Below are 20,180 nucleotides of genomic sequence, written 5' to 3'. Positions count from 1 at the left end.
ACGCTGGAGAGGTCCTACGCCCCTTCCGGGAAGGGAGGGTGGCCATGGCGCCCCTCTCCAAGGCGGGCGCGGCGCTCGCCGCGCTCCGCGAGGACCTGGCCGGCGACGTCTTCGCCCCGGACGATCCCGGGTACGACGAGGCCCGGACGGTGTTCAACGCCATGATCGACCGCCGGCCGGCGGTGATCGCCCGGTGTGAGGGCGCGTCGGACGTGGTCACGGCCGTGCGCTTCGCCCGGGAGCTGGACCTCCCGGTCGCGGTGCGCGGGGGCGGCCACAGCGTCGCGGGGATGTCCCTGAACGACGGCGGGCTGGTCGTGGACCTGCGCCGGATGCACGGGGTGACCGTCCGTCCGGCGGCACGGGCCGCGTCCATCGGCGGCGGGGCCACGATGAGCCACCTGGACCGGGCCTGCGAGCCGTACGCGCTGGCGACCACCGGGGGCCGGGCCTCCACCACCGGCGTGGGCGGTTTCGTGCTGGGCGGGGGGACGGGCTGGCTGGACCGGAAGTTCGGCCTGGCGGTGGACAACCTGCTGGGCGTGGAGCTGGTCACCGCCGACGGCGAACTGCTGCACGTCACGGCCGAGGAGCACCCGGACCTGTTCTGGGGGCTGCACGGCGGCGGCGGGAACTTCGGGATCGCCACCTCCCTGACCCTGCGGCTGCACGAACTGCCCCACATGTCGGTCGCGTTCCTGCTGTACCTGCCCGAGCGCGGTCCGGAGGTGGTGCGCGCCTTCCGGGACGTCATCGAGTCGGGGCCGCCCGAGGCGAGCGGCGGCGCCCTCTACCTGACGGCACCGCCCGAGGAGTTCGTCCCGCCGCACCTGGTGGGGCTGCTTCTGGCGGGCGTGCTGCTGACGTACGCGGGTCCCGAGGACGAGATGCGCAAGCTCGCGGAACCGCTGCTGGCGGTCCCGCACGAGGCGGAGATGGTCACGGCCATTCCGTACGCCGATCTCCAGTGCATGATCGACGATCCCCCGGGGCTGCGGAACTACTGGTCGGCGGAGTACCTGACCGGGGTGCCCGACGCCTTCGTGGAGGTGTTCTGCGCCCGCGCCGCCTCGATGCCCGTGCCGACGGGCACCCAGCACGTGGTGTGGCCGCAGGGCGGGGCCGTCGCCTCCGGCCCGGCCGGCTACCCGGTCCCCTACCGCGACGCCCCCTGGGCGGTGCATCCCTTCGGGATGTGGGAGGACCCGGCCGACGACGACCGGGTCCGGCAGTGGGTCAGGGACGTCCGCGCCGACGTCCGGCCGTGGAGCACCGGCGCGGTGTACCTCAACTTCACCGGGGACGAGGGCGCGGACCGGGTCGTGGCCGGCCTGGGCGCCGGGAACATGCGGCGCCTGGGCGAGTTGAAGCGGCGCTACGACCCGGACAACGTCTTCCGCTCCAACCACAACGTCAAGCCGCTGTAGCGGCCGCCCCGCGGGGGGCTCAGGTGAGGGCGGCGATCACCTCGCGGGCGGCCCGTTCGCCCTCGGTGGCGCCGCCTTCCATGAAGCCCTGGAAGTCGTAGCTGCAGTGCTCGCCGCCGATGTGGACGTTGCCCTGCGCGGTGCCCTCGTACTTGGCGTACCGGTGGAGGTAGCCGGTGGGCCAGTACGAGTAGGCGCCCAGCGCGTACGGGTTGCGGTGCCAGGCGGAGAGCTGGGCGCGGCCGGTCCAGACGGCCTTGGTGCCCGGGTAGAAGGCGTCGATGCCGGTGAGCATGCGGTCCGCGAGGGCGCGTACGTAGGGGTCGGTCTCGGTGGCGAAGGGGCTCGCGGGGGTGAGGGAGCCGGCGAGGCGGCCGCCGCCGTACTGGAGGAGGATGCCGCCGTTGCCGGGCTGGATCTTGGTGGTGTCCCAGGTCTGCTGGACGTCGGAGTCGGTGAAACAGTCGCCGGCGGAGACGCCCGGCCAGGGGCCGGTGCCGCGCCAGGGCCGTGCGGTGAACTGCATGTTGAGCTTGGTGCAGTGGCCCATGCGCGCGTCGCGCAGCAGGTCGCGCATCAGCGGGTCGAAACCGGCCTGCGAGGTGTCGAGGCGCTGGAGGACCGGCAGCGGCAGGCACAGGACGGTGTGGTCGGCGACGGCGGTGCGGGTGGCGCCGGAGTCGTCGAAGGTGAGGGTCTGGGTGCCGTCGGCGTTGGCCCGTACGGCGAGCAGCTGGCGGCCCATGACGAGCGTGCCGGGACTCAGTACGGCGGCGATGGCGTTCGGGAGCCGGTCGTTGCCGCCGGTGATGTGGTAGCGCTCGTTGGACAGGCCCCAGACGTTGAAGTTGCCCGGGTTGGGCTGGTAGCCCATCAGCAGGACGAGGGCCAGGGCCGACTGGGCGGTGGTCTCGGCGCCGTACTCGACGGTGTAGGCGACGTCGATGAACCGGCCGAGCCGCGAGCCGTGGCCGCCGGGGATCCGGGTCTCGATCCACTCGTACAGGGTCATGTTGTCGAGGGCGGTGCCCGCGGGGGTGGTGCTGTTCCAGCTGACCTCGCCGGCTTCCCGGAGGTCGCGGTGCAGTGCCTGGTAGACGGCCTTGAAGTCCTCGTCGGCCTGGGTGCGGGAGTAGTAGGCGCCGTTGAACCAGAGCACTTCCTCCGCCCCGTTGGGTCCGCCTCCGAGGAAGTCCTCCGTGGGCAGGCCGAAGCGGCGGCACAGTTCGAGGATCTTCTTGTGGCTGGTGTCGATCAGCTCGCCGCCGATCTCGGAGGTCTGGCCGTACGCCCAGTGGCCGCGCTGGGTCCACATGCGGCCGCCGACGCGGGCGGGGTCGGCCTCGTAGAGGGTGCAGGGGATGCCCGCGTCCTGGAGGGTGAGGGCGGCGGTGAGGCCGGAGATTCCGGCGCCGACGACGGCGACGCGGGCGGAGGAGGCGGGCTTCTGGGCGGGGGCGCCCTCCACGGCGTGCGCGGCGGCGGCCGTCGCGGACGAGGCGAGCGCGGTGCCCAGGCCGAGGGCGGCGGCCCGGCCGAGGAGTTCGCGGCGGGTGGAGCCGCGCACCTCGGCGACGGGCAGCCGCAGCCGGCGGGCGGCGGCGTGTTCGGCGGCGAGCTGCCGCAGGGAACGCATCAGGGGGGTACGGGCCATGGCGGAGCTCCTCAGACGGTGGCGGCGGTCGGGCCGGAGGGGGTGGCGGCGGGGTCCTCGGGGTCGTCGGTGCGTTCGGCGGCGTCCTCCAGGACGATCCGGCCGATGACCTCGTAGCGCTCGGGGGCCTTCGCCTTCAGCCAGAGGCCGAGGGCCAGGCCGCCGAGGAAGACCGTGCCGACGATCCAGGGGATGAGCTTGAAGAACAGCGATCCGGCGGCGGCGCCGGCGGCGGTCTCCATGTTGAGGACCAGCAGCACCACCACGGCGGTCATCCCGATCCCGCCGAGGAGCGGGGCGGTGAAGGTCCTGAACCAGTGCCGGTCCTCGGGGTGGTTGGCGCGGAAGTAGCCGATGACGGCGAAGGAGCACAGGGTCTGCACGATCAGGATCGCCATCGTGCCGAGGATCGCGAGCAGCGTGTACAGGTGGAGGTACGGGTCCTGGCCGGTGAGCCAGAAGCCGGCGACGAGGGCGGCGGCGATGGCGGTCTGCGCCACGGAGGCGACGTACGGGGAGCCGTGGCGGTGGTGGGTGCGGCCGAGGCCGGGGTGCAGGAAGCCCTCGCGGCCGATGGCGTACAGGTAGCGGGCGGCGCACTGGTGGAAGGCCATCCCGCAGGCGAAGGAGCCGGTGAGCAGCAGCCACTGGAAGGCGTCGACGGCCCAGGCGCCGATGAAGGCCTTGGTCGGGGCGAAGAACAGGTCCAGGGGGCTGGCGGAGGCGGAGAGGGTGACGGAGTCGGCCAGGCCGTTGCCGGCGATGGTCATCCAGGAGACGTAGATGTAGAAGAGGCCCACTCCGACGACGGAGACGAGGGTGGCCTTGGGGATGACCCGCTTGGGGTCGCGGGACTCCTCGCCGTACATCGCGGTGGACTCGAAGCCGACCCAGGACCAGAAGGCGAAGAAGAGGCCGAGGCCGGCGGAGGTGCCGGTGAAGGCGTTCTTCGGGTTGACGGGCTCCAGCGGGATCCCGTCGGGGCCGCCGCCCGCGAGGAGCACGGCGGTGGCGACGGCGAAGAGGACGGCGATCTCGGCGACGAGCATCACGCCGAGGGCCTTGGCGGTGAGGTTGATGTCGAAGTGCGCGAGGACGGCGGTGACGGCGAGCATGGCGGCCGCGTAGAGGACCCAGGGCAGGTCCACGCCGAGCTGGTCGTGGACGGTGGTCTTCGCGAAGTAGGAGAAGACGCCGACGATCGAGGCCTCGAAGACGATGTACGCGAGGACGGCGAGCATCCCGGAGGCCATGCCGGCGATCCGGCCGAGGCCGTGCGAGATGTACCCGTAGAAGGCGCCGGCGGCGGTGATCCGCTTGGCCATGGCCACGTAGCCGACCGCGAAGACGGTGAGGACGACGGTCGCGAAGAGGTACCCGGCCGGGGCGCCGGTGCCGTTGCCGAAGCCGACCGCGATGGGGAGGTTGCCGGTCATCGCCGTGATCGGCGCGGCGGTGGCGACCGCCATGAAGACGACGCCGACGAGGCCGACGGAGTTGGCCTTGAGGCGCTGGACCGGGGGTGTGGCCCCGGTGGCGGGCGGAGGCGTGGCGCTGGCTCTGCTCATGGAGTCCTCGTTCCTGCTTCCTGATCTGTCCGAGGGCCGACACTCTCCACCCGGGTGACGCACGCCACAATCGGCACGCGGTCCGATAATCGCCTTGCCGGGGCGACGAGTTGTCGGTCCGGACGGGGGCATATCGGACTCCGTGACCGCCCGGTGATGTGCGGGCAACAGACCGGCCGGTAGCGTCCGCGATATGGACGACCAGGGCGGAATCACGGTTCAGCGGGCACTGGAGCTGCCGGGACTGCGCAGCGGGCTCCCGGAGGTGGTCGCCTGTGCCGACCGGCTGGGACGGACCGTCCGCTGGGTGCACGCGGGAGAGGTCCCGAACATCGCCTCGCTGCTCAAGGGCGGCGAGCTGCTGCTGACCACCGGCCTGGGCCTGGGCACCCGGCCCGCCGAGCAGCGCGCCTTCGTACGCCGCCTCGCGGACCGGGGCATCGCCGCCCTCGTCGTGGAGCTGGGCCCGCGCTTCACCCGCCTGCCCGCCACGCTCGTCGAGACGGCGAAGGCGGCCGGGCTTCCGCTGGTCCAGCTCCACCGCGAAGTGCCCTTCGTGGCGGTGACCGAGGAGGTCCACACCGAGATCGTCAACGGCCACTACGCCCTGCTCCAGCGGGCCGAGGAGGTGCACCGGCGCTGCACCGAGGCCCTGTTGGGCGGCGGCGGGATCCCGCAGGTGCTGCGCATCCTGTCCGACTTCACGGGCAACCCGGTCTTCCTGGAGACCCCGGACGGCCAACTGCTCTACGCCGCCGGACCGGTGGCCGGGGAGGGCGCGGCGGACCCGCTCCAGGTGTGGGAGGGGCTACGGGGCCAGCGCGCGGCCGAGCCCCCGGCGAACGCCGTGGTGGTCGACGTACCGGGCGGCGGCCACGGCACCGGCTCGGTCCGGGCCCGGGTCGTCCTGGTGGGGGTCTCGGCGCCGCTGCTCCCGGTGCACCGGATGGCGGCGGAGCGCACGGCGGGGGTCCTGGCGGTGGTCCTGATGCAGGCCCGGCAGGAGGAGGAGCTGGCCGCGCGCGGCCGGGGGGACTTCCTGACGGACCTGGCGGAGGGCCGGATCTCGGCCGAGGACGCCCCGGCACAGGCCCGGGTCCTGGGCTTCCGGCCGGGCACGGGGCCGCTGCTGCCGATCGTGATGCGGCTGTCCACGGACCTGGGGGCCGCGGGGAACTGGGCGGTGCTGGCCCGGGCGGTACTGGAGGAGCTGTCGTCGGTCGGAGTGCCGGTGCTGCTGGGCGTCCGCCCCGTGGAGGGGCGGGTGCCGCTGCTGGTCTCACTGCGCACCGAGTCGGAGCGCACGCCGGTCGCCGACCGGGTCGCCGCCGCGCTGCGGGCGGGCGTCGAACGGGCCGGCCTCGACCGGGCCGCCGCCCCGCCCGCCGTGGTCGTGGGCGTCGCGGGCGGCTGGGCGGCCGCCTCCTCCGGTCTGCGGCACGCCGCCGAGACGGCCACGGCGGCCCACGGCCTGCCGGCGCGGCCCTGGTACGACGCCCGCCGCCTGGACATCGACCTGCTGCTGTGGCGCCTGCGCGAGCACCCGGACCTGGCGGCGTTCGTGGACCGCGCGATCGGCGCGCTCCGCGTGCACGACGCGACGTCCCGCCCGCCGCTCCTGCCCACCCTGGAGACGTACCTGGCCCATGCGGGCCGCAAGGCGGAGACCGCGCGCGAGCTGCACCTGAACCGCCAGACCCTGTACAACCGGCTGGCCCGCATCTCGGAGCTCCTGGGCACGGACCTCGACGACCCCGAAACGGTCCTCTCCCTGAGCCTGGCCCTCCGCGCCCGCCGGCACACGCCGTCCTGACGCGCCGCCGCGACAGCCCGGGCCGGTCGGCCCCCGCGCCGGGCCGTCCCCGGCCCGTCCTTCCACCGTTCCCCGGGCCCCGCCCCGGACCCGGTTCCTGACGCCGCGCCGCCCGGTGCGCCGGAACGCCGCGCGGGCTGGAGACCGCCGCGTCAGGACAGGGGCCGCTCCATCAGCTCGTCGTACACCGCGAGGACCTGCGCCACCGTTTCGTCCTCCGACGGCCACGTCGCCGCCTGGGCACGGCCCGCCACCGCGAGGGCCGCCCGGCGTTCCGGGTCGTCCAGGAGCGCCGCCACCGCCCCCGCCAGCGCGGCCGAGTCCCCGTACGGGACCAGGACCGCCGCGTCGCCGACCAGCTCCGGGACCGCCCCGACCTCGGTGGCCACCAGCGCCACCCCCGCCCGCAGGGCCTCCTGCGCCAGCAGGGACCGGCCCTCCCAGCGGCTCGGCAGCACCGCCACGTCCGCCGCCGCCAGCAGCCGGTCGGCGTCCCGGCGGCGCCCCAGCAGCCGCACCGGAAGCCCCTCCTCCTCGATGCGCCGGGTCAGTACGGGCCGCAGCGGCCCCTCCCCCGCGACCACCAGCAGCGGCAGCGGCTCCAGCACCCGCCACGCCCGCGCCGCGTCCAGCAGGACGGAGTAGCCGCGCCCGGCCACCAGGCTGCCGACCGCGATGACCAGGGGCCGCTCCACCGCGCCCAGTTCCGCCCGGGTCTTGCCCGCGTCGGGCGGCGCCGCCGCGGCGGGTACGGCCACCGCCGCCAGCCGCGCGTCCCGCGCCCCGCGCCGCCGGGCCAGGTCGACCTGGTCGGAGGAGGACCCCAGCACCACGGCCGCCGCCCGGGCCACGTGCCGTTCCAGGAGGCGGCTCAGCGGCCCGAGCGGGCCCGCCGGCCCCGGCGCGCTGCCGTGCCAGGTCACCACCAGCGGCGGCCGGCGCCCGCCGCCGCGCAGCGCCAGCGCGGCGCGCATCCCGGCCCGGATCCCGTGGGCGTGCACCACGTCGGCCCCGGCGCAGGCGGCCCTCAGGGCGTTCGCCGCGTCGGGGGTGAACTCCGCCCCGGCGCCGGTGAAGTCGTACTCCCCTTCGGCCGCGGCGGGGGCGCACACCGTCACCCGTACGCCGCGCGCCGCCAGCCCCGTCGTCAGGGACCGCACGTGCGCGCTGCTGCCCGCGCCCGCACCGCCGAGGACCTGGACGGTGCGCAGCGCGGGCCGGCCGTACGGCTGTGCGGGGGGCGGGAAGGAGGCCGGGGAGCTGCTCACGGGCGGTAGCTCCAGGGTGAGGGGGCAGAGACGTCGCCCAGGATGCCAGTCCGCACGCGCGTTCCGGGACCATACGGGTGCGGATCCCGTGCGGGATACCGCGGTGCGCCCCCCAGCCTCACCCACACGGGCTAATACCCGCTCGTCACGCGTCCGCCCGCGCCGCCTCCAGCAGTTCCTCCGCATGGGCCCGCGCCGTCTGGGAGTCCTCCTGACCGGCCAGCATCCTCGACAGCTCGCGGATGCGGTCCTCGCCCTCCAGCACGGTCACCCCGGACCGGGTCACCGATCCGTCGACGGTCTTCTCCACCAGCAGCTGCCGGTCCGCGAAGGCGGCCACCTGGGGCAGGTGCGTGACGACGACGACCTGCGCCGTCTTCGCCAGCTTCGCGAGCCGCCGCCCGATCTCGACGGCCGCCTTGCCGCCGACACCCGCGTCGACCTCGTCGAAGAGGTAGGTGGGCACCGGGGCGGACCCGGCGAAGACGACCTCCACGGCCAGCATGACCCGCGACAGCTCACCGCCAGAGGCGCCCTTGGCGATCGGCCGCGGTTGCGCGCCGGGGTGCGGGGCCAGCAGCAGCTCGACCTCGTCCGCGCCCGTGGGCCCGTACGCGACCGGGCGCCCGCCGACCTCGACGCCCTCGGGGTCCTCCGTCTGCCGGATCTCGATGGTCACCCGCGCGTGCGGCATGGCGAGGGAGGCCAGCTCGGCGGTGACGGCGGCGGCGAACCGCTCGGCTGCCTCGGTCCGCGCGTCCGTCAGCGCCTGCGCGAGCACGGACAGCTCCTCGCGCAGGGCGTCCCGCTCGGCGGTCAGCTCGGCGATCCGCTCGTCGTCGCCGTCGAGTTCCAGCAGCCGCGCCGAGCCCTGCTGCGCCCATTCCAGCACCGCGTCGACGGAATCCCCGTACTTGCGGGTCAGCTGGGTCAGCGCGGCCCGCCGCTCCTCCACCGCGGCCAGCCGCAGCGGATCGGCGTCCAGGTCGTCGGCGTACCCGGCGAGTTCCCCGGCGACGTCGGAGAGCAGGATGCCCAGCTCCCCGATCCGGTCGGCGAGCGCGCCGAGTGCCGGGTCGTGGGAGCGTACGGATTCCAGCGCGCGGTGCGCGCCCGCGACGAGGGTGTTGGCGTCGACGCCCTCGGGGTCCTCGACGTCACCGGCCAGCGCCGCGTGCGCGGCCTGGGCGGCGGAGGCCAGGGACTCGGCGTGCCCCAGCCGTTCGGCCTCGGCCGCGAGCTCGGCGTCCTCGCCGGGCAGCGGTTCCACGGCGGCGATCTCGTCCAGCCCGAACCGCAGCAGGTCCGCCTCCTGCGCCCGCTCGCGGGCGCGGGTGGTGATGGTGTCCAGTTCGGCGGTGGCGGCGCGCAGCCGGCGGTAGGCGCCGGCGTACTTCTCCAGGGGGACGGCGACGGCGTCGCCGGCGTACCGGTCGAGGGCCCGGCGCTGGCGGGCCGGGCGCAGCAGGCCCTGCTGGTCGGTCTGGCCGTGGACGGCGACGAGGTCGTCGGCGAGCTCGGCGAGCAGGCCGACGGGCACGGAGCGGCCGCCGACGTGGGCTCGCGAGCGGCCCTCGGCGGACACGGTCCGGCTGATCAGCAGGGCGCCGTCGTCGAGCTCGGCCCCGGCCTCCTCGGCCCGCAGGGCGGCGGGCGCGTCGGGGCTCATGACGACGCGGCCCTCGACCACCGCCGCCTTGGCCCCGATCCGCACCAGGGCCGGGTCGGCGCGGCCGCCGAGCAGCAGCCCGAGGCTGGTGACGACCATCGTCTTGCCCGCACCGGTCTCGCCGGTCACCGCGGTGAAACCGGGCGACAGCTCGACCACCGCGTCGTCGATGACCCCGAGCGACCGTATCCGCATCTCCTCAAGCACGGGACGACGATACCGAGGTTTCACCGGTGCCATGTGACCTCACCCGCCCGAAGTTTCCCGAACGGATGTGCTATTAGAGGGGCTAGTGCGGCGCTCCGCGCCATCCCGAGACCGGCAGCGCGAACTTCGCCACGAGCCGGTCCGTGAAGGACGCGTGGTGCAGCCGGGCGAGCCGCACCGGCACCGTCCCCCGGCGGACCTCCACCCGGGCCCCGGCGGGCAGCTCGAACGTCCTGCGCCCGTCGCACCACAGGGCGCCGTGCGGGGTGCCGTTCTGCACCTCCACGGCCAGCACCGAGGTGGGCGAGGTCACCAGCGGCTTCGCGAACAGCGCGTGCGCGCTGATCGGCACCATCAGCAGCGCCTCCACCTCCGGCCAGACCACCGGCCCGCCCGCGGAGAAGGCGTACGCCGTGGAGCCCGTCGGCGTCGCGCAGACGATGCCGTCGCAGCCGAAGCCGGTCACCGGGCGCCCGTCGATCTCCAGGACCACCTCCAGCATCCGCTCGGCGGACACCTTCTGGACGGCGGCCTCGTTCAGCGCCCAGTCCCGGTGCACCACGTCCCCGTTGGTCCGTACGAGGACGTCGAGGGTCATCCGCTCCTCGACCTCGTAGGACCGGGTCACCACCCGGTCCACGACCTTGTCCAGGTCGTCGCGCTCGGCCTCGGCGAGGAACCCCACCCGGCCCAGGTTGACGCCCAGCATCGGCACCCCCGAGCCGCGGGCGAACTCCGCGCCGCGCAGCAGGGTCCCGTCCCCGCCCAGCACGATCAGCAGCTCGCACCCCTCGAGCGCCACGGGCGTGCACTCGGAGACGAGCTGCACCTCGGGCGGCAGCGGCAGGTCCCGCGCCTCGTACTCCAGGACGCGCACCCCGATCCCCGACTTCAGCAGCCCCTGCACCACCAGCTCCGCACTGCGGATCGCGGCGGGCCGGCCCGTGTGCGCGACCAGGAAGACGGTCCGCGGCCCCGCCGGCTCCGCGGCCTCCCCCGGCCCCGGGCCCTCCGATTCCACCCGACGTGCTGAACCTGCTGACACACCTGTCACTGCGGCCCCTCCGCCACTGCACGGTCGACATCCCCCGGGTCGAGTGCCGGTGCCCCCGCCCGAAGCCACAGAAAGTACTCGACGTTGCCCGACGGCCCCGGCAGCGGGCTCGCCGTCACCCCGAGCACGCCCAGCCCCAGCTTCCAGGCCTGCGCCGCGACCTCCCGCACCGCCTCGGCCCGCAGCTCGGGGCTGCGCACCACACCGCCGCTGCCCAGGCGGTCCTTGCCCACCTCGAACTGCGGCTTCACCATCAGCACCAGGTCGGCGTCCGGCGCCGTGCACCGCACCAGCGCCGGCAGCACCAGCCCGATGGAGATGAAGGACAGGTCTCCGACGACCAGGTCCACCGGGACGCCGTCGATCAGGTCCAGGGTCAGCTCGCGGACGTTCGTACGGTCCTTGACGGTGACCCGCTCGTCGCTCTGCAGCGACCAGGCGAGCTGTCCGTAGCCGACGTCGACGGCGACGACGTGGGCCACGCCCGCACGCAGCAGCACATCGGTGAAGCCGCCCGTCGAGGCCCCCGCGTCCAGCGCCCGGCGGCCTTCGACCGCGAGCCCGAGCGGCCGGAAGGCCTCGAGCGCGCCGGCCAGCTTGTGGCCGCCCCGGGAGACGTAGTCGGGGTCGCTGTCGTCCTTGAGGACGACGAGGGCCGCGCTGGTCTCGACCTGGGTGGCCGGCTTGGTGGCGGTGGTACCGCCCACGGTCACCCGGCCCGCGGCGATCAGCTGGGCCGCGTGCTCCCGCGAGCGGGCCATGCTGCGGCGTACCAGTTCGGCGTCCAGGCGGCGGCGTGCCACTCCTGCCACGTTCGGTTCAGCTCCTGTTTTCGTAAGGTCCGGGGACGGGCGGTGCGTCCAGCGCGTCCAGCGCCTCGCGCAGTCCCCTGTGCACATCCTCGTACACCTCGGCGTGCCGGTCCGCCGCCAGGTGGTCCGCGTCCGCCAGCCGCTCCAGGTGCGCGTCCACCCCGGCGTGGCCGGTGGGGGTCCGTACGAGGCCCAGCGGCGCGGATCCTGCGGGTTCGACGGCCGGCCCGGCGGCGGGGGCGCCGGGCTCGCGGGGGACGTCCGGAACGCTCCCGGACTGTGCGTCGGTCATGCCCCGACGCTACCCCGAAGCACGGCGCTCACCACCCGCGGCTCTGCGGTACGGTCGTGATCACCATGGCTACGATCCAGGAGTGCCGCGCGGCACTCGACCGACTCTCCGACAATCTGGCGGCCGCCGACGGCGACGTACGCGGCGCCGCGGCCCTCGACCGCTCCCTGAGCTGCCACATCACCGACCTCGACGAGACCTTCACCGGCCGCCTCGAGGGCGGCCGGATCCGGGTGGACGGACTCGCGCCCGGCGCGCCCCGCGCCAAGGCGGAGATCCGGCTGGCGATGACCGGCGACGACCTCCTCGGGCTGGTCGCCGGGGAGCTGAGGTTCGCCAAGGCCTGGGCCTCGGGCCGGGTCCGGCTGGAGGCCGGCTTCCGCGACCTGCTGCGCCTCAAGAGCATGCTCTAGCCGTCTTCTTGACGCGCCGCGGCCGCTTCGGCGCCGGGAGGCTCCCCGCTCAGACGGCGGCCTTCGCACGGGCCTTCCGGGCCGCCGGGACCACCAGCGGCGTACCGGTCTCCGGGTCGTCGATGATCTGGCAGCGCACCCCGAACACCTCCTCCACCAGCTCGGCGGTGACCACCTCGGCCGGCGGACCCTCGGCGACGACCACGCCGCCGCGCAGGGCGATCAGGTGGGTGGCGTAGCGGGCCGCGTGGTTGAGGTCGTGCAGCACCGCCACCAGGGTCCGGCCCTGCGTCTCGTGGAGCTCCGCGCACAGGTCGAGCACGTCGAGCTGGTGCTGGATGTCCAGGTAGGTCGTCGGCTCGTCCAGCAGCAGCAGCGGGGTCTGCTGGGCCAGGGCCATCGCGATCCACACCCGCTGGCGCTGGCCGCCCGACAGCTCGTCCACCGCCCGGTCGGCGAGCTCGGCCACCCCGGTGGAGGCCATCGACTCGATGACGATCCGCTCGTCCTCCGCCGACCACTGGCGCAGCAGCCCCTGGTGCGGGTAGCGGCCGCGCGAGACCAGGTCGGCGACCGTGATGCCGTCCGGCGCGATCGAGGACTGCGGGAGCAGGCCCAGCGTCCTCGCCACCTTCTTCGCGGGCAGCGAGGAGATCGCCTGCCCGTCGAGCAGCACCCGCCCGGCGGCCGGCTTCAGCATCCGCGACAGGGCCCGCAGCAGCGTCGACTTGCCGCAGGCGTTGGGGCCCACGATCACGGTGAAGGAGTTGTCGGGGATCTCCACCGACAGGTTCTCCGCGATGACCCGCTGGTCGTAGCCGAGGGTGACGTCCTCCGCGCTCAGCCTCTGCACTTGCCCACTCCTCGTTTCGACCTGCTTGTTCATATACGTCCCGCCTTGCGCTCCGTAAGCAGCCAGAGCAGGTAGACGCCGCCGACCAGCCCCGTGACCACGCCCACCGGCAGCTGGTCCGCGCCGAAGGCCCGCTGCGAGGCCAGGTCCGAGGCCAGCAGCAGGACGGCGCCCATCAGCGCGCCGGTCAGCAGGTTCGACCCGGGCGACCGCGACAGCCGCCGGGCCAGCTGCGGCGCGGCCAGCGCGACGAAGCTGATCGGCCCGGCCGCGGCCGCGGCGGCGGTGGTGAGCAGGACCGCCGCCAGCATCAGCAGCATCCGGGTCCGCTCCACCGGCACGCCCAGCGCGTACGCGGCGTCGTCGCCCATCTCCATCGTCCGCAGGGCCCGGCTCTGCCCGAGGACCAGCGGGAACAGCAGCGCGCAGGTCGCCAGCAGCGGCCACACCTGCGCCCAGTCCCGCCCGGCCAGCGAGCCGGTCAGCCACACCATCGCCCGGGTGGCCTCGGCGATCTGCGCCTTGGAGATCAGGTACTGGATGAGCGCCACGAGGACGGCCGAGGCCCCGATGCCCACGAGCACCAGCCGGTACCCCTGGATCCCCTGCTTGTACGCGAGGAGGTAGACGGCGGCTCCCGCCAGCAGACCGCCGACGACCGCGCCGAGCGCGACCTCGGTGGCGCCGCCCTTGAAGAGGACGATGACGACGAGCGCGCCGACCGCCGAGCCGTACCCGAAGCCGAGCAGGTCCGGGGAGCCGAGCGGATTGCGCGAGACGGACTGGAAGACCGCCCCGGCCATCCCGAGGGCCGCGCCGACGAGCACGGCGACCAGGACCCGCGGCAGCCGGAGGTCGTTGACGATGAAGTCGTCGGCCGGGGCTCCGTTGCCCAGCAGGGTCCGTACGACGTCCCAGGGCGCGATCTCGAAGTCGCCGGTGCCGATGAGCACGACGGCCAGCAGCAGCGTCGCCACGGCCAGGGCCAGCCCGGTCACCAGCGCGCGCGGCTCGACGCGCAGCGAGACCCGGCCGGGTCCGCGCAGGGCCCGGAGCCGGGAGGTCGGGGCGGCGGGGGTCGCGGTCACAGCTGGGCCATCCTCTTGCGCCGAACCAGGTAGATGAAGACGGGGCCGCCGACGAGGGCGGTGACGATGCCGACCTGGAGCTCGGAGGGCCGGGTGACGACCCGTCCCACCACGTCGGCGCCGAGCAGCAGCACGGGTGACAGGACGGCCGAGTACGCGAGCACCCAGCGCATGTCGGGGCCGGTCACCAGACGGGCCAGGTGCGGGATCATCAGTCCGATGAAGACGATCGGCCCGCAGGCGGCCGTGGCCGCCCCGCAGAGCAGGGTGATGGCGGCCATGGCGAGGATCCGGGTCCGCGTCAGGTGCGCGCCGAGCGCCCGCGCGGTGTCGTCGCCCATCGCCATCGCGTTGAGCGGCCGGCCCAGCACCAGGGCGAGCACGGCGCCGACGAGCAGGAAGGGGGCCACCTGCCGGACGGTGTCCATGGTGGCCGAGGCCAGCGAGCCCACCGTCCAGAAGCGCAACTTGTCCAGTGCCTTGGTGTCCATCAGCTGTACGGCGTTGATGTAGCCGACGAGCGCCGCGCTGGCCGCCGTACCGGCGAGCGCGAGGCGCACCGGTGTCGCGCTGCGGCTGCCGCCGAGTACGTACACGGCGACGGAGACCGCGGCGGCGCCGAGGAAGGCCCACCAGACGAACTCGCTCAGCGTGCTGGCTCCGAAGAAGCTGATCGCCGAGACGACGGCGGCCGCGGCGCCCGCGTTGACGCCGAGGATGCCGGGCTCGGCCAGCGGGTTGCGGGTCAGCGCCTGCATCACCGCGCCGGACAGGCCGAGTCCGAGCCCGACCATCACGCCGAGGACGGTGCGCGGGACCCGCAGGTCCCGTACGACCACGTCGTTGGTGGTGCCGGTGTAGTGGAACAGGCCGTGCCAGACCTGGTCCAGCGCCATGGGCTTGGCGCCCACGGCGATGCTCGTCACCGCGACCAGGGCCAGCACGGCGAGGGCGATCAGCAGGCCGGCGACGCGCACCGCGTGCCGTGGACGGGCCACGGGCGACGGCGGCGCGCTCCGCTCGGATTCGGGGGGACTCTCAACCAACACGAGGTTAGGTTAGCCTACCCTGCCTGTGCTGATCACCCGGGCGGTCGGGACCGCGGGCTCAGAACCCCAGCCTCGCCAGCGCCTTCTCCACCTCACCCGTGTACACCCCGTCCCCGGCCCGCGACCAGGCCACCGCGCACAGCGCCCGCAGTCCGTCGACCGGATCGCCCGCCGGCCCGTCCGCGGACCCCGCCGGCTCCACGTCCAGACGGCCGTCCACGTGCACCGCGGTCCAGTCACCGCACCGCCGGCCGCCCGCGTGCTCCAGCACCTCCGGCTGCCCCGTCAGCAGCCCCCGCAGATCCCGGTCCACATAGGTCGGCCGGTGCCTCGGCTCGGCCCGCAGCAGCTGCGCCGCGTCCGTCACCCCGGTCAGCACCAGCAGCGAATCCACGTCACCGTTGAACGCGCCCTCGATGTCGGTGTCCAGCCGGTCGCCCACTACCAGCGGCCGCCGCGCCCCGGTCCGCAGCACCGTCTCCCGGTGCATCGGCGGCAGCGGCTTTCCCGCCACCTGCGGCTCCGCGCCCGTGGCGATCCGTACGACCTGCACGGCCGCCCCGTTGCCCGGCGCGATCCCGCGCGCCCCCGGAATCGTCAGGTCGGTGTTCGACGCGAACCACGGCACCCCGCGGTTGATCGCGTACGAGGCCTCCGCGAACCGCCCCCACGCCAGGTCCGGCCCGCCGTAGCCCTGCACGACCGCCGCGAGCCCCTCCTCCTCCGCCGACTCCACCGGAACCAGCCCGCGCTCGCGCAGCGCGACCCGCAGCCCCTCGCCGCCGATCACCAGCACCTTCGAACCCGGCTCCACCTGCTCCGCGATCAGCCGGGCCACCGCCTGAGCGGAGGTGATCACCTCACCCGCCTCCGTGGGGATGCCCAGCTCGCTCAGGTGTTCCGCGACGGCGTCCGGGGTCCGCAGCGCGTTGTTCGTGACGTACGCCAGGTGCATCCCGCCCTCCCGGGCCGCGGCCAGGGACTCCACCGCGTGCGCGATCGCGTGCCCGCCCGCGTACACCACCCCGTCCAGATCGAGCAGCGCCGTGTCGTACGCCTGGTGCAGACTCCGCTCACTGCCCGCGGGGCCGGTCCTGCTCTGCCGGGTCATCTGGCCACTCCTTCTGAACCGTTCCAACAACGCTCGAGACATCGGGATTCTTACGATCGATCTTGTCCGAGTTTGCGCTACCCCGTAACTCCCCCGATCATCCCGCATCCCGAGACGGGTCTTACCATGCACCAATGACCACACCTGGCAACGCGGAGCACGGCCTGCGCCTGATCCCCTTCCACGGACTGCGCTACGTCCCGGAGCGCGTCGGCAGCCTGGCGGCAGTGACCTCGCCGCCGTACGACGTGGTCGTACGCCCCGACGGAGTCGACTACCTCGAATCCGCGGACCCGCACAACATCGTCCGGCTGATCCTCCCCCAGGCCGAGACCCCGGCCGCGCGCAACGAGCAGGCCGCCCGCACCCTGCGCGACTGGCTCGCCGAGGGCGTCCTCAGCGACGACCCGCAGCCCGCGCTCTACGTCTACGAGCAGCGCAGGCCGGGCCTCCTCCAGCGCGGAATCATCGGCGCCCTCGCCCTCTCCCCCGCCGAGGCGGGCGTGGTCCTCCCCCATGAGGACGTCATGCCGGACGTGGTCACCGACCGGGCGGGCCTGATGCGCGCCACCTCCGCCAACCTGGAACCGCTCCTCCTCACCTACCGGGGCGACGGCCCCGGCACCGGAGCGGCCGCCGTCGTCGAGGACACCGCCGCCCGGGAACCCCTGCTGTCCACCGTCACCGAGGACGGCTTCCGCCACAGCCTCTGGGCCGTCACGGACCCCGCCGAACTGGCCGTCATCACCGCCGACCTGGCCCACCGCCAGGCCCTCATCGCCGACGGCCACCACCGCTGGGCCACCTACCTGCGCCTCCAGGAGGAGCACGGCCCCGCCACCCCCTGGGACTTCGGCCTGGTCCTCCTCGTCGACACCGCCCGCTACCCGCTCCAGGTCCGGGCCATCCACCGCATGCTGCGCCGCCTCCCCCTGAGCGAGGCACTGGCCAAGGTCGAGGGCTCTTTCCGGGTGCGCCCCGTCCAGGGACCCCTGCCCCTGGCCCTGGAGGCACTCGCGGACGCCTCGGAGCGCGGCAACGCCTTCCTCCTCGGCGGCGACGGCAGCTTCCACCTGGTCACCGACCCGGACCCGGCCCTCATCGAGCGCACGGTGCGGCGCGACCGCCCCGAGGCGTGGCGCCGGCTGGACGCGACCGTGCTGCACGCCTCCCTCCTCGACGCCCTGTGGCAGATCCCGGACGCGCCGGACCACATCACGTACATCCACGACGCCGCCGCCACCGTCGCCATGGCCGAACGGCACGGCGGCACGGCGGTCCTGCTGCACCCCGTGCGCGAGGAGGTCGTCCGGGACCTGGCCCGCCAGGGCGTCACGATGCCCCGGAAGTCCACTTCGTTCGGACCGAAGCCGGCCACCGGCCTGGTGCTCCGCAGTCTGGACTGAGCGGCCCCGGACACACGGAAGGGCGGCACCCCCGAGGGGGTGCCGCCCTTCCGTCGTCCTCCGACGAGCCGGCGGTTACGCCTTGCCGCGCTCGTCGTCCTCCACGACCACGATCTCGTCGGTCACGTCGACCTCGGCGTCGTCGACGGGCTCGTACTCCTCGTCGTCCTCGTCGTAGTACTCGGCCTGGTCGGAGGCGCGCTCGGCGGCGGCCACCTCGGCCGGGTCCTCGTCCTGCTCCTCGTCCTCCTCGTCGGCGTCGGCGTCGACGTCGACGTCGTCGAGGTCCTCGAGGTCCCCGTCGACCGCACCGGCGTCCACGAACTCCACGCCGTCGATCTCGGCGAGCCGGTCGGAGGCGTTGGTCGCGCCGTCCTTGTCGGCCTCGAGGGTCTTCGCGAACCACTCGCGGGCCTCGTCCTCACGACCGGCCGCCAGCAGGGCGTCGGCGTAGGCGTAGCGCAGGCGCGCGGTCCACGGCTGCACGGAGCTGGAGGCCAGCTCGGGGCTCTGCAGGGTCACGATGGCGGCGTCGAGCTCACCCATGTCCCGCCGGGCACCGGCCGCGACCAGACGCATCTCGACCTGGCCGGCCTTGTCCAGCTTCTGCACCTCGGGCTCGCCGGCCATGGCCAGCGCCCGCTCCGGACGGCCGAGGCCGCGCTCGCAGTCGGCCATCACGGGCCACAGCTCGACGGAACCGGTCATCCGCTTGGCGGCACGGAACTCCGCGAGCGCCTCGCTGTACTTCTGCGTCGCGTACGCGGCGAAGCCGGCGGCCTCGCGCACGGCGGCGACACGGGAGGCCAGACGCAGGGCGATGCGGGAGTACGCGTACGCCTGCTCGGGGTCCTCGTCGATCAGCCGGGCCACCATGACCAGGTTGCGCGAGACCTCCTCGGCCAGACCCTTGGGCAGGCTCAGGAGCTCCTGGCGCACATCGGCGTCGATCTCGTGACCGGTGACGTCGTCGTCGATCGGAAGCCGCTTGACCGGGTCACGGTCGGCACGGAACTCGCGGTCACCACGGTCGTCACGGCGGAAGCCGCCGCGGTCGCCACCACGGTCATCGCGGCCGCCACGGTACCCACCACGGTCGCCACCCCGGTCGTCACGGCGCGGGTACGACGGACGGTCGCCCCCACGGTCGTCGCGGCGCGGGAAGGACGGGCGGTCGCCACCACGGTCATCACGGCCACCACGGAAACCACCACGGTCATCGTCACGGCGGGGGTAGGAGGGACGCCCACCGCGGTCGTCGTCGCGGCGCGGGTAGCTGGGACGCTCACCCCGGTCGTCACGACGGAACGAAGGACGGTCGCCCCCACGGTCGTCGCGGCGCGGGAAGGACGGACGGTCCCCACCACGGTCATCACGACCGCCGCGGAAACCACCGCGGTCGTCATCGCGGCGGGGGTAGGAGGGACGCCCACCGCGGTCGTCGTCACGGCGCGGGTAGCTGGGACGCTCACCCCGGTCGTCACGACGGAACGAAGGACGGTCCCCACCACGGTCGTCGCGGCGCGGGAAGGACGGACGGTCCCCACCACGGTCATCACGGCCACCGCGGAAACCACCACGGTCGTCATCGCGGCGGGGGTAGCTGGGGCGGTCGCCCCGGTCGTCACGGCGCGGGTACGACGGACGGTCGCCCCCACGGTCGTCGCGGCGCGGGAAGGACGGACGGTCCCCACCACGGTCATCACGGCCACCGCGGAAACCACCGCGGTCGTCATCGCGGCGGGGGTAGGAGGGACGCCCACCGCGGTCGTCGTCGCGGCGCGGGTAGCTGGGACGCTCACCCCGGTCGTCACGACGGAACGACGGACGGTCGCCCCCACGGTCGTCGCGACGCGGGAAGGACGGACGGTCCCCACCACGGTCGTCGCGACGCGGGAAGGACGGACGCTCCCCACCACGGTCATCACGGCGCGGGAAGGACGGACGGTCCCCACCACGGTCATCGCGACCGCCGCGGAAGCCACCGCCGGCGGGACGCCCGCCACGGTCGTCGTCACGACGCGGGGTGGCCGGACGGTCCCCACCGCGGTCATCGCGACGGAAACCGCCACCGGCGGGACGGCCGCCACGGTCATCACGGCGGAAGCCGCCACCGGCAGCAGGCCGGCCGCCGCGGTCGTCGCGACGGAAGCCACCGCGGTCGCCGCCACGGTCGTCACGACCGCCGCGGTAGCCGCCCCTGTCACCGCCGTCGTTGCGCCGAGGCTCGCGCTCCGGACGATCGTCGGAGTAGTTGGACATGGGTGTGACTCCTGTCTTCGGGGTACCGCTAGTCATTCTCGCGCAGCCAGCTCATGGCCGCGCTTCGGCGTAAGGATGTGAAAAACAAAAAGGACCCTTGGTCCAGCGTTGAACGCTGGACCAAGGGTCCTTTGAAAGATTGTTCGGCGGCGTCCTACTCTCCCACAGGGTCCCCCCTGCAGTACCATCGGCGCTGAAAGGCTTAGCTTCCGGGTTCGGAATGTAACCGGGCGT

At 74.1% G+C, this 20,180-nt stretch carries 16 protein-coding genes, 1 rRNA gene and 1 pseudogene; 4 read left to right on the top strand and 14 right to left on the bottom strand.

Features of this window, described 5'->3' with window-relative positions; translation table 11 throughout:
- Positions 1–44: 44 nt before the first annotated feature.
- Positions 45–1,427 carry an FAD-binding oxidoreductase gene (locus tag ACZ4WZ_RS24340; protein ID WP_467893381.1) on the top strand — a complete coding sequence of 461 codons (1,383 nt, stop codon included), beginning with the start codon at positions 45–47 and terminating at the stop codon, positions 1,425–1,427.
- 19 nt (positions 1,428–1,446) lie between these two features.
- On the opposite strand, the gene ACZ4WZ_RS24335 is transcribed toward ACZ4WZ_RS24340, so the two are convergent.
- Both ACZ4WZ_RS24335 and ACZ4WZ_RS24330 read right to left on the bottom strand, forming a co-directional pair.
- The gene (locus tag ACZ4WZ_RS24335; protein ID WP_467893380.1) at positions 1,447–3,081 is read right to left on the bottom strand and encodes a flavin monoamine oxidase family protein; all 1,635 of its coding nucleotides are present in this window, start codon (positions 3,079–3,081) and stop codon (positions 1,447–1,449) included.
- Between the two features lie 11 nt (positions 3,082–3,092).
- Positions 3,093–4,649, bottom strand: a complete 1,557-nt coding sequence (locus tag ACZ4WZ_RS24330) for an APC family permease (protein ID WP_467893378.1) — start codon at positions 4,647–4,649, stop codon at positions 3,093–3,095.
- Positions 4,650–4,842: 193 nt separating this feature from the next.
- Between ACZ4WZ_RS24330 and ACZ4WZ_RS24325 the strand changes: the two genes are divergently transcribed.
- Entirely contained in the window at positions 4,843–6,462 is a 1,620-nt protein-coding gene (locus tag ACZ4WZ_RS24325) for a PucR family transcriptional regulator (RefSeq protein WP_467893376.1), read from the top strand.
- 152 nt (positions 6,463–6,614) lie between these two features.
- Here ACZ4WZ_RS24325 and ACZ4WZ_RS24320 read toward each other — a convergent pair whose 3' ends face one another.
- The 5 genes from ACZ4WZ_RS24320 to ACZ4WZ_RS24300 form a co-directional block, all read right to left on the bottom strand.
- A complete protein-coding gene (locus ACZ4WZ_RS24320; protein ID WP_467893374.1) occupies positions 6,615–7,730 on the bottom strand; it encodes a glycosyltransferase family 4 protein in 1,116 nt (371 codons plus the stop codon).
- Positions 7,731–7,875: 145 nt separating this feature from the next.
- The gene (recN, locus tag ACZ4WZ_RS24315; RefSeq protein ID WP_467893523.1) at positions 7,876–9,594 is read right to left on the bottom strand and encodes a DNA repair protein RecN; all 1,719 of its coding nucleotides are present in this window, start codon (positions 9,592–9,594) and stop codon (positions 7,876–7,878) included.
- Positions 9,595–9,688: 94 nt separating this feature from the next.
- Positions 9,689–10,627 carry an NAD kinase gene (locus ACZ4WZ_RS24310; RefSeq protein ID WP_467893372.1) on the bottom strand — a complete coding sequence of 313 codons (939 nt, stop codon included), beginning with the start codon at positions 10,625–10,627 and terminating at the stop codon, positions 9,689–9,691.
- Positions 10,628–10,656: 29 nt separating this feature from the next.
- Complete coding sequence (locus ACZ4WZ_RS24305; protein ID WP_467893370.1) at positions 10,657–11,472, bottom strand: TlyA family RNA methyltransferase; 816 nt, start codon at positions 11,470–11,472, stop codon at positions 10,657–10,659.
- A gap of 7 nt (positions 11,473–11,479) precedes the next feature.
- Positions 11,480–11,764, bottom strand: a complete 285-nt coding sequence (locus ACZ4WZ_RS24300) for a hypothetical protein (RefSeq protein ID WP_467893368.1) — start codon at positions 11,762–11,764, stop codon at positions 11,480–11,482.
- A 65-nt stretch (positions 11,765–11,829) separates the two neighbouring features.
- Between ACZ4WZ_RS24300 and ACZ4WZ_RS24295 the strand changes: the two genes are divergently transcribed.
- A complete protein-coding gene (locus ACZ4WZ_RS24295; protein WP_467893366.1) occupies positions 11,830–12,177 on the top strand; it encodes an SCP2 sterol-binding domain-containing protein in 348 nt (115 codons plus the stop codon).
- Between the two features lie 49 nt (positions 12,178–12,226).
- Here ACZ4WZ_RS24295 and ACZ4WZ_RS24290 read toward each other — a convergent pair whose 3' ends face one another.
- The 4 genes from ACZ4WZ_RS24290 to ACZ4WZ_RS24275 are packed head-to-tail and all read right to left on the bottom strand — an operon-like array spanning position 12,227 to position 16,278.
- The gene (locus ACZ4WZ_RS24290; protein ID WP_467893364.1) at positions 12,227–13,063 is read right to left on the bottom strand and encodes an ABC transporter ATP-binding protein; all 837 of its coding nucleotides are present in this window, start codon (positions 13,061–13,063) and stop codon (positions 12,227–12,229) included.
- On the bottom strand, positions 13,060–14,118 hold the full coding sequence (locus ACZ4WZ_RS24285; protein WP_467893362.1) for a FecCD family ABC transporter permease: 1,059 nt from the start codon (positions 14,116–14,118) through the stop codon (positions 13,060–13,062). Before ACZ4WZ_RS24285 ends, ACZ4WZ_RS24290 begins: the two co-directional genes overlap by 4 nt.
- Positions 14,115–15,167, bottom strand: a complete 1,053-nt coding sequence (locus ACZ4WZ_RS24280) for a FecCD family ABC transporter permease (protein WP_467893360.1) — start codon at positions 15,165–15,167, stop codon at positions 14,115–14,117. The genes ACZ4WZ_RS24285 and ACZ4WZ_RS24280 overlap by 4 nt, the downstream gene beginning before the upstream one ends.
- Before the next feature lie 58 nt (positions 15,168–15,225).
- Positions 15,226–16,278, bottom strand: coding sequence for an HAD hydrolase-like protein (locus ACZ4WZ_RS24275; RefSeq protein ID WP_467893358.1), 1,053 nt, complete (start codon positions 16,276–16,278; stop codon positions 15,226–15,228).
- 134 nt (positions 16,279–16,412) lie between these two features.
- On the opposite strand from ACZ4WZ_RS24275, the gene ACZ4WZ_RS24270 reads away from it, so the two are divergent.
- A complete protein-coding gene (locus tag ACZ4WZ_RS24270; protein WP_467893356.1) occupies positions 16,413–17,684 on the top strand; it encodes a DUF1015 domain-containing protein in 1,272 nt (423 codons plus the stop codon).
- A 75-nt stretch (positions 17,685–17,759) separates the two neighbouring features.
- Here the strand turns inward: ACZ4WZ_RS24270 and ACZ4WZ_RS24265 are convergent, their stop codons facing one another.
- The 3 genes and pseudogenes from ACZ4WZ_RS24265 to rrf all read right to left on the bottom strand — a co-directional run.
- On the bottom strand, positions 17,760–18,623 hold the full coding sequence (locus ACZ4WZ_RS24265; RefSeq protein WP_467893522.1) for a tetratricopeptide repeat protein: 864 nt from the start codon (positions 18,621–18,623) through the stop codon (positions 17,760–17,762).
- A 60-nt stretch (positions 18,624–18,683) separates the two neighbouring features.
- Positions 18,684–19,451, bottom strand: a pseudogene (locus ACZ4WZ_RS24260) (tetratricopeptide repeat protein); the annotation flags it as partial.
- Positions 19,452–20,087: 636 nt separating this feature from the next.
- A 5S ribosomal RNA gene (gene rrf / locus ACZ4WZ_RS24255) occupies positions 20,088–20,180 on the bottom strand; the annotation flags it as partial.

The organism is Streptomyces sp. NPDC029122 (assembly GCF_055569445.1).
The sequence above is the reverse complement of the archived record's forward strand: the minus strand, read 5'-3'. Positions and strand labels throughout refer to the sequence as shown.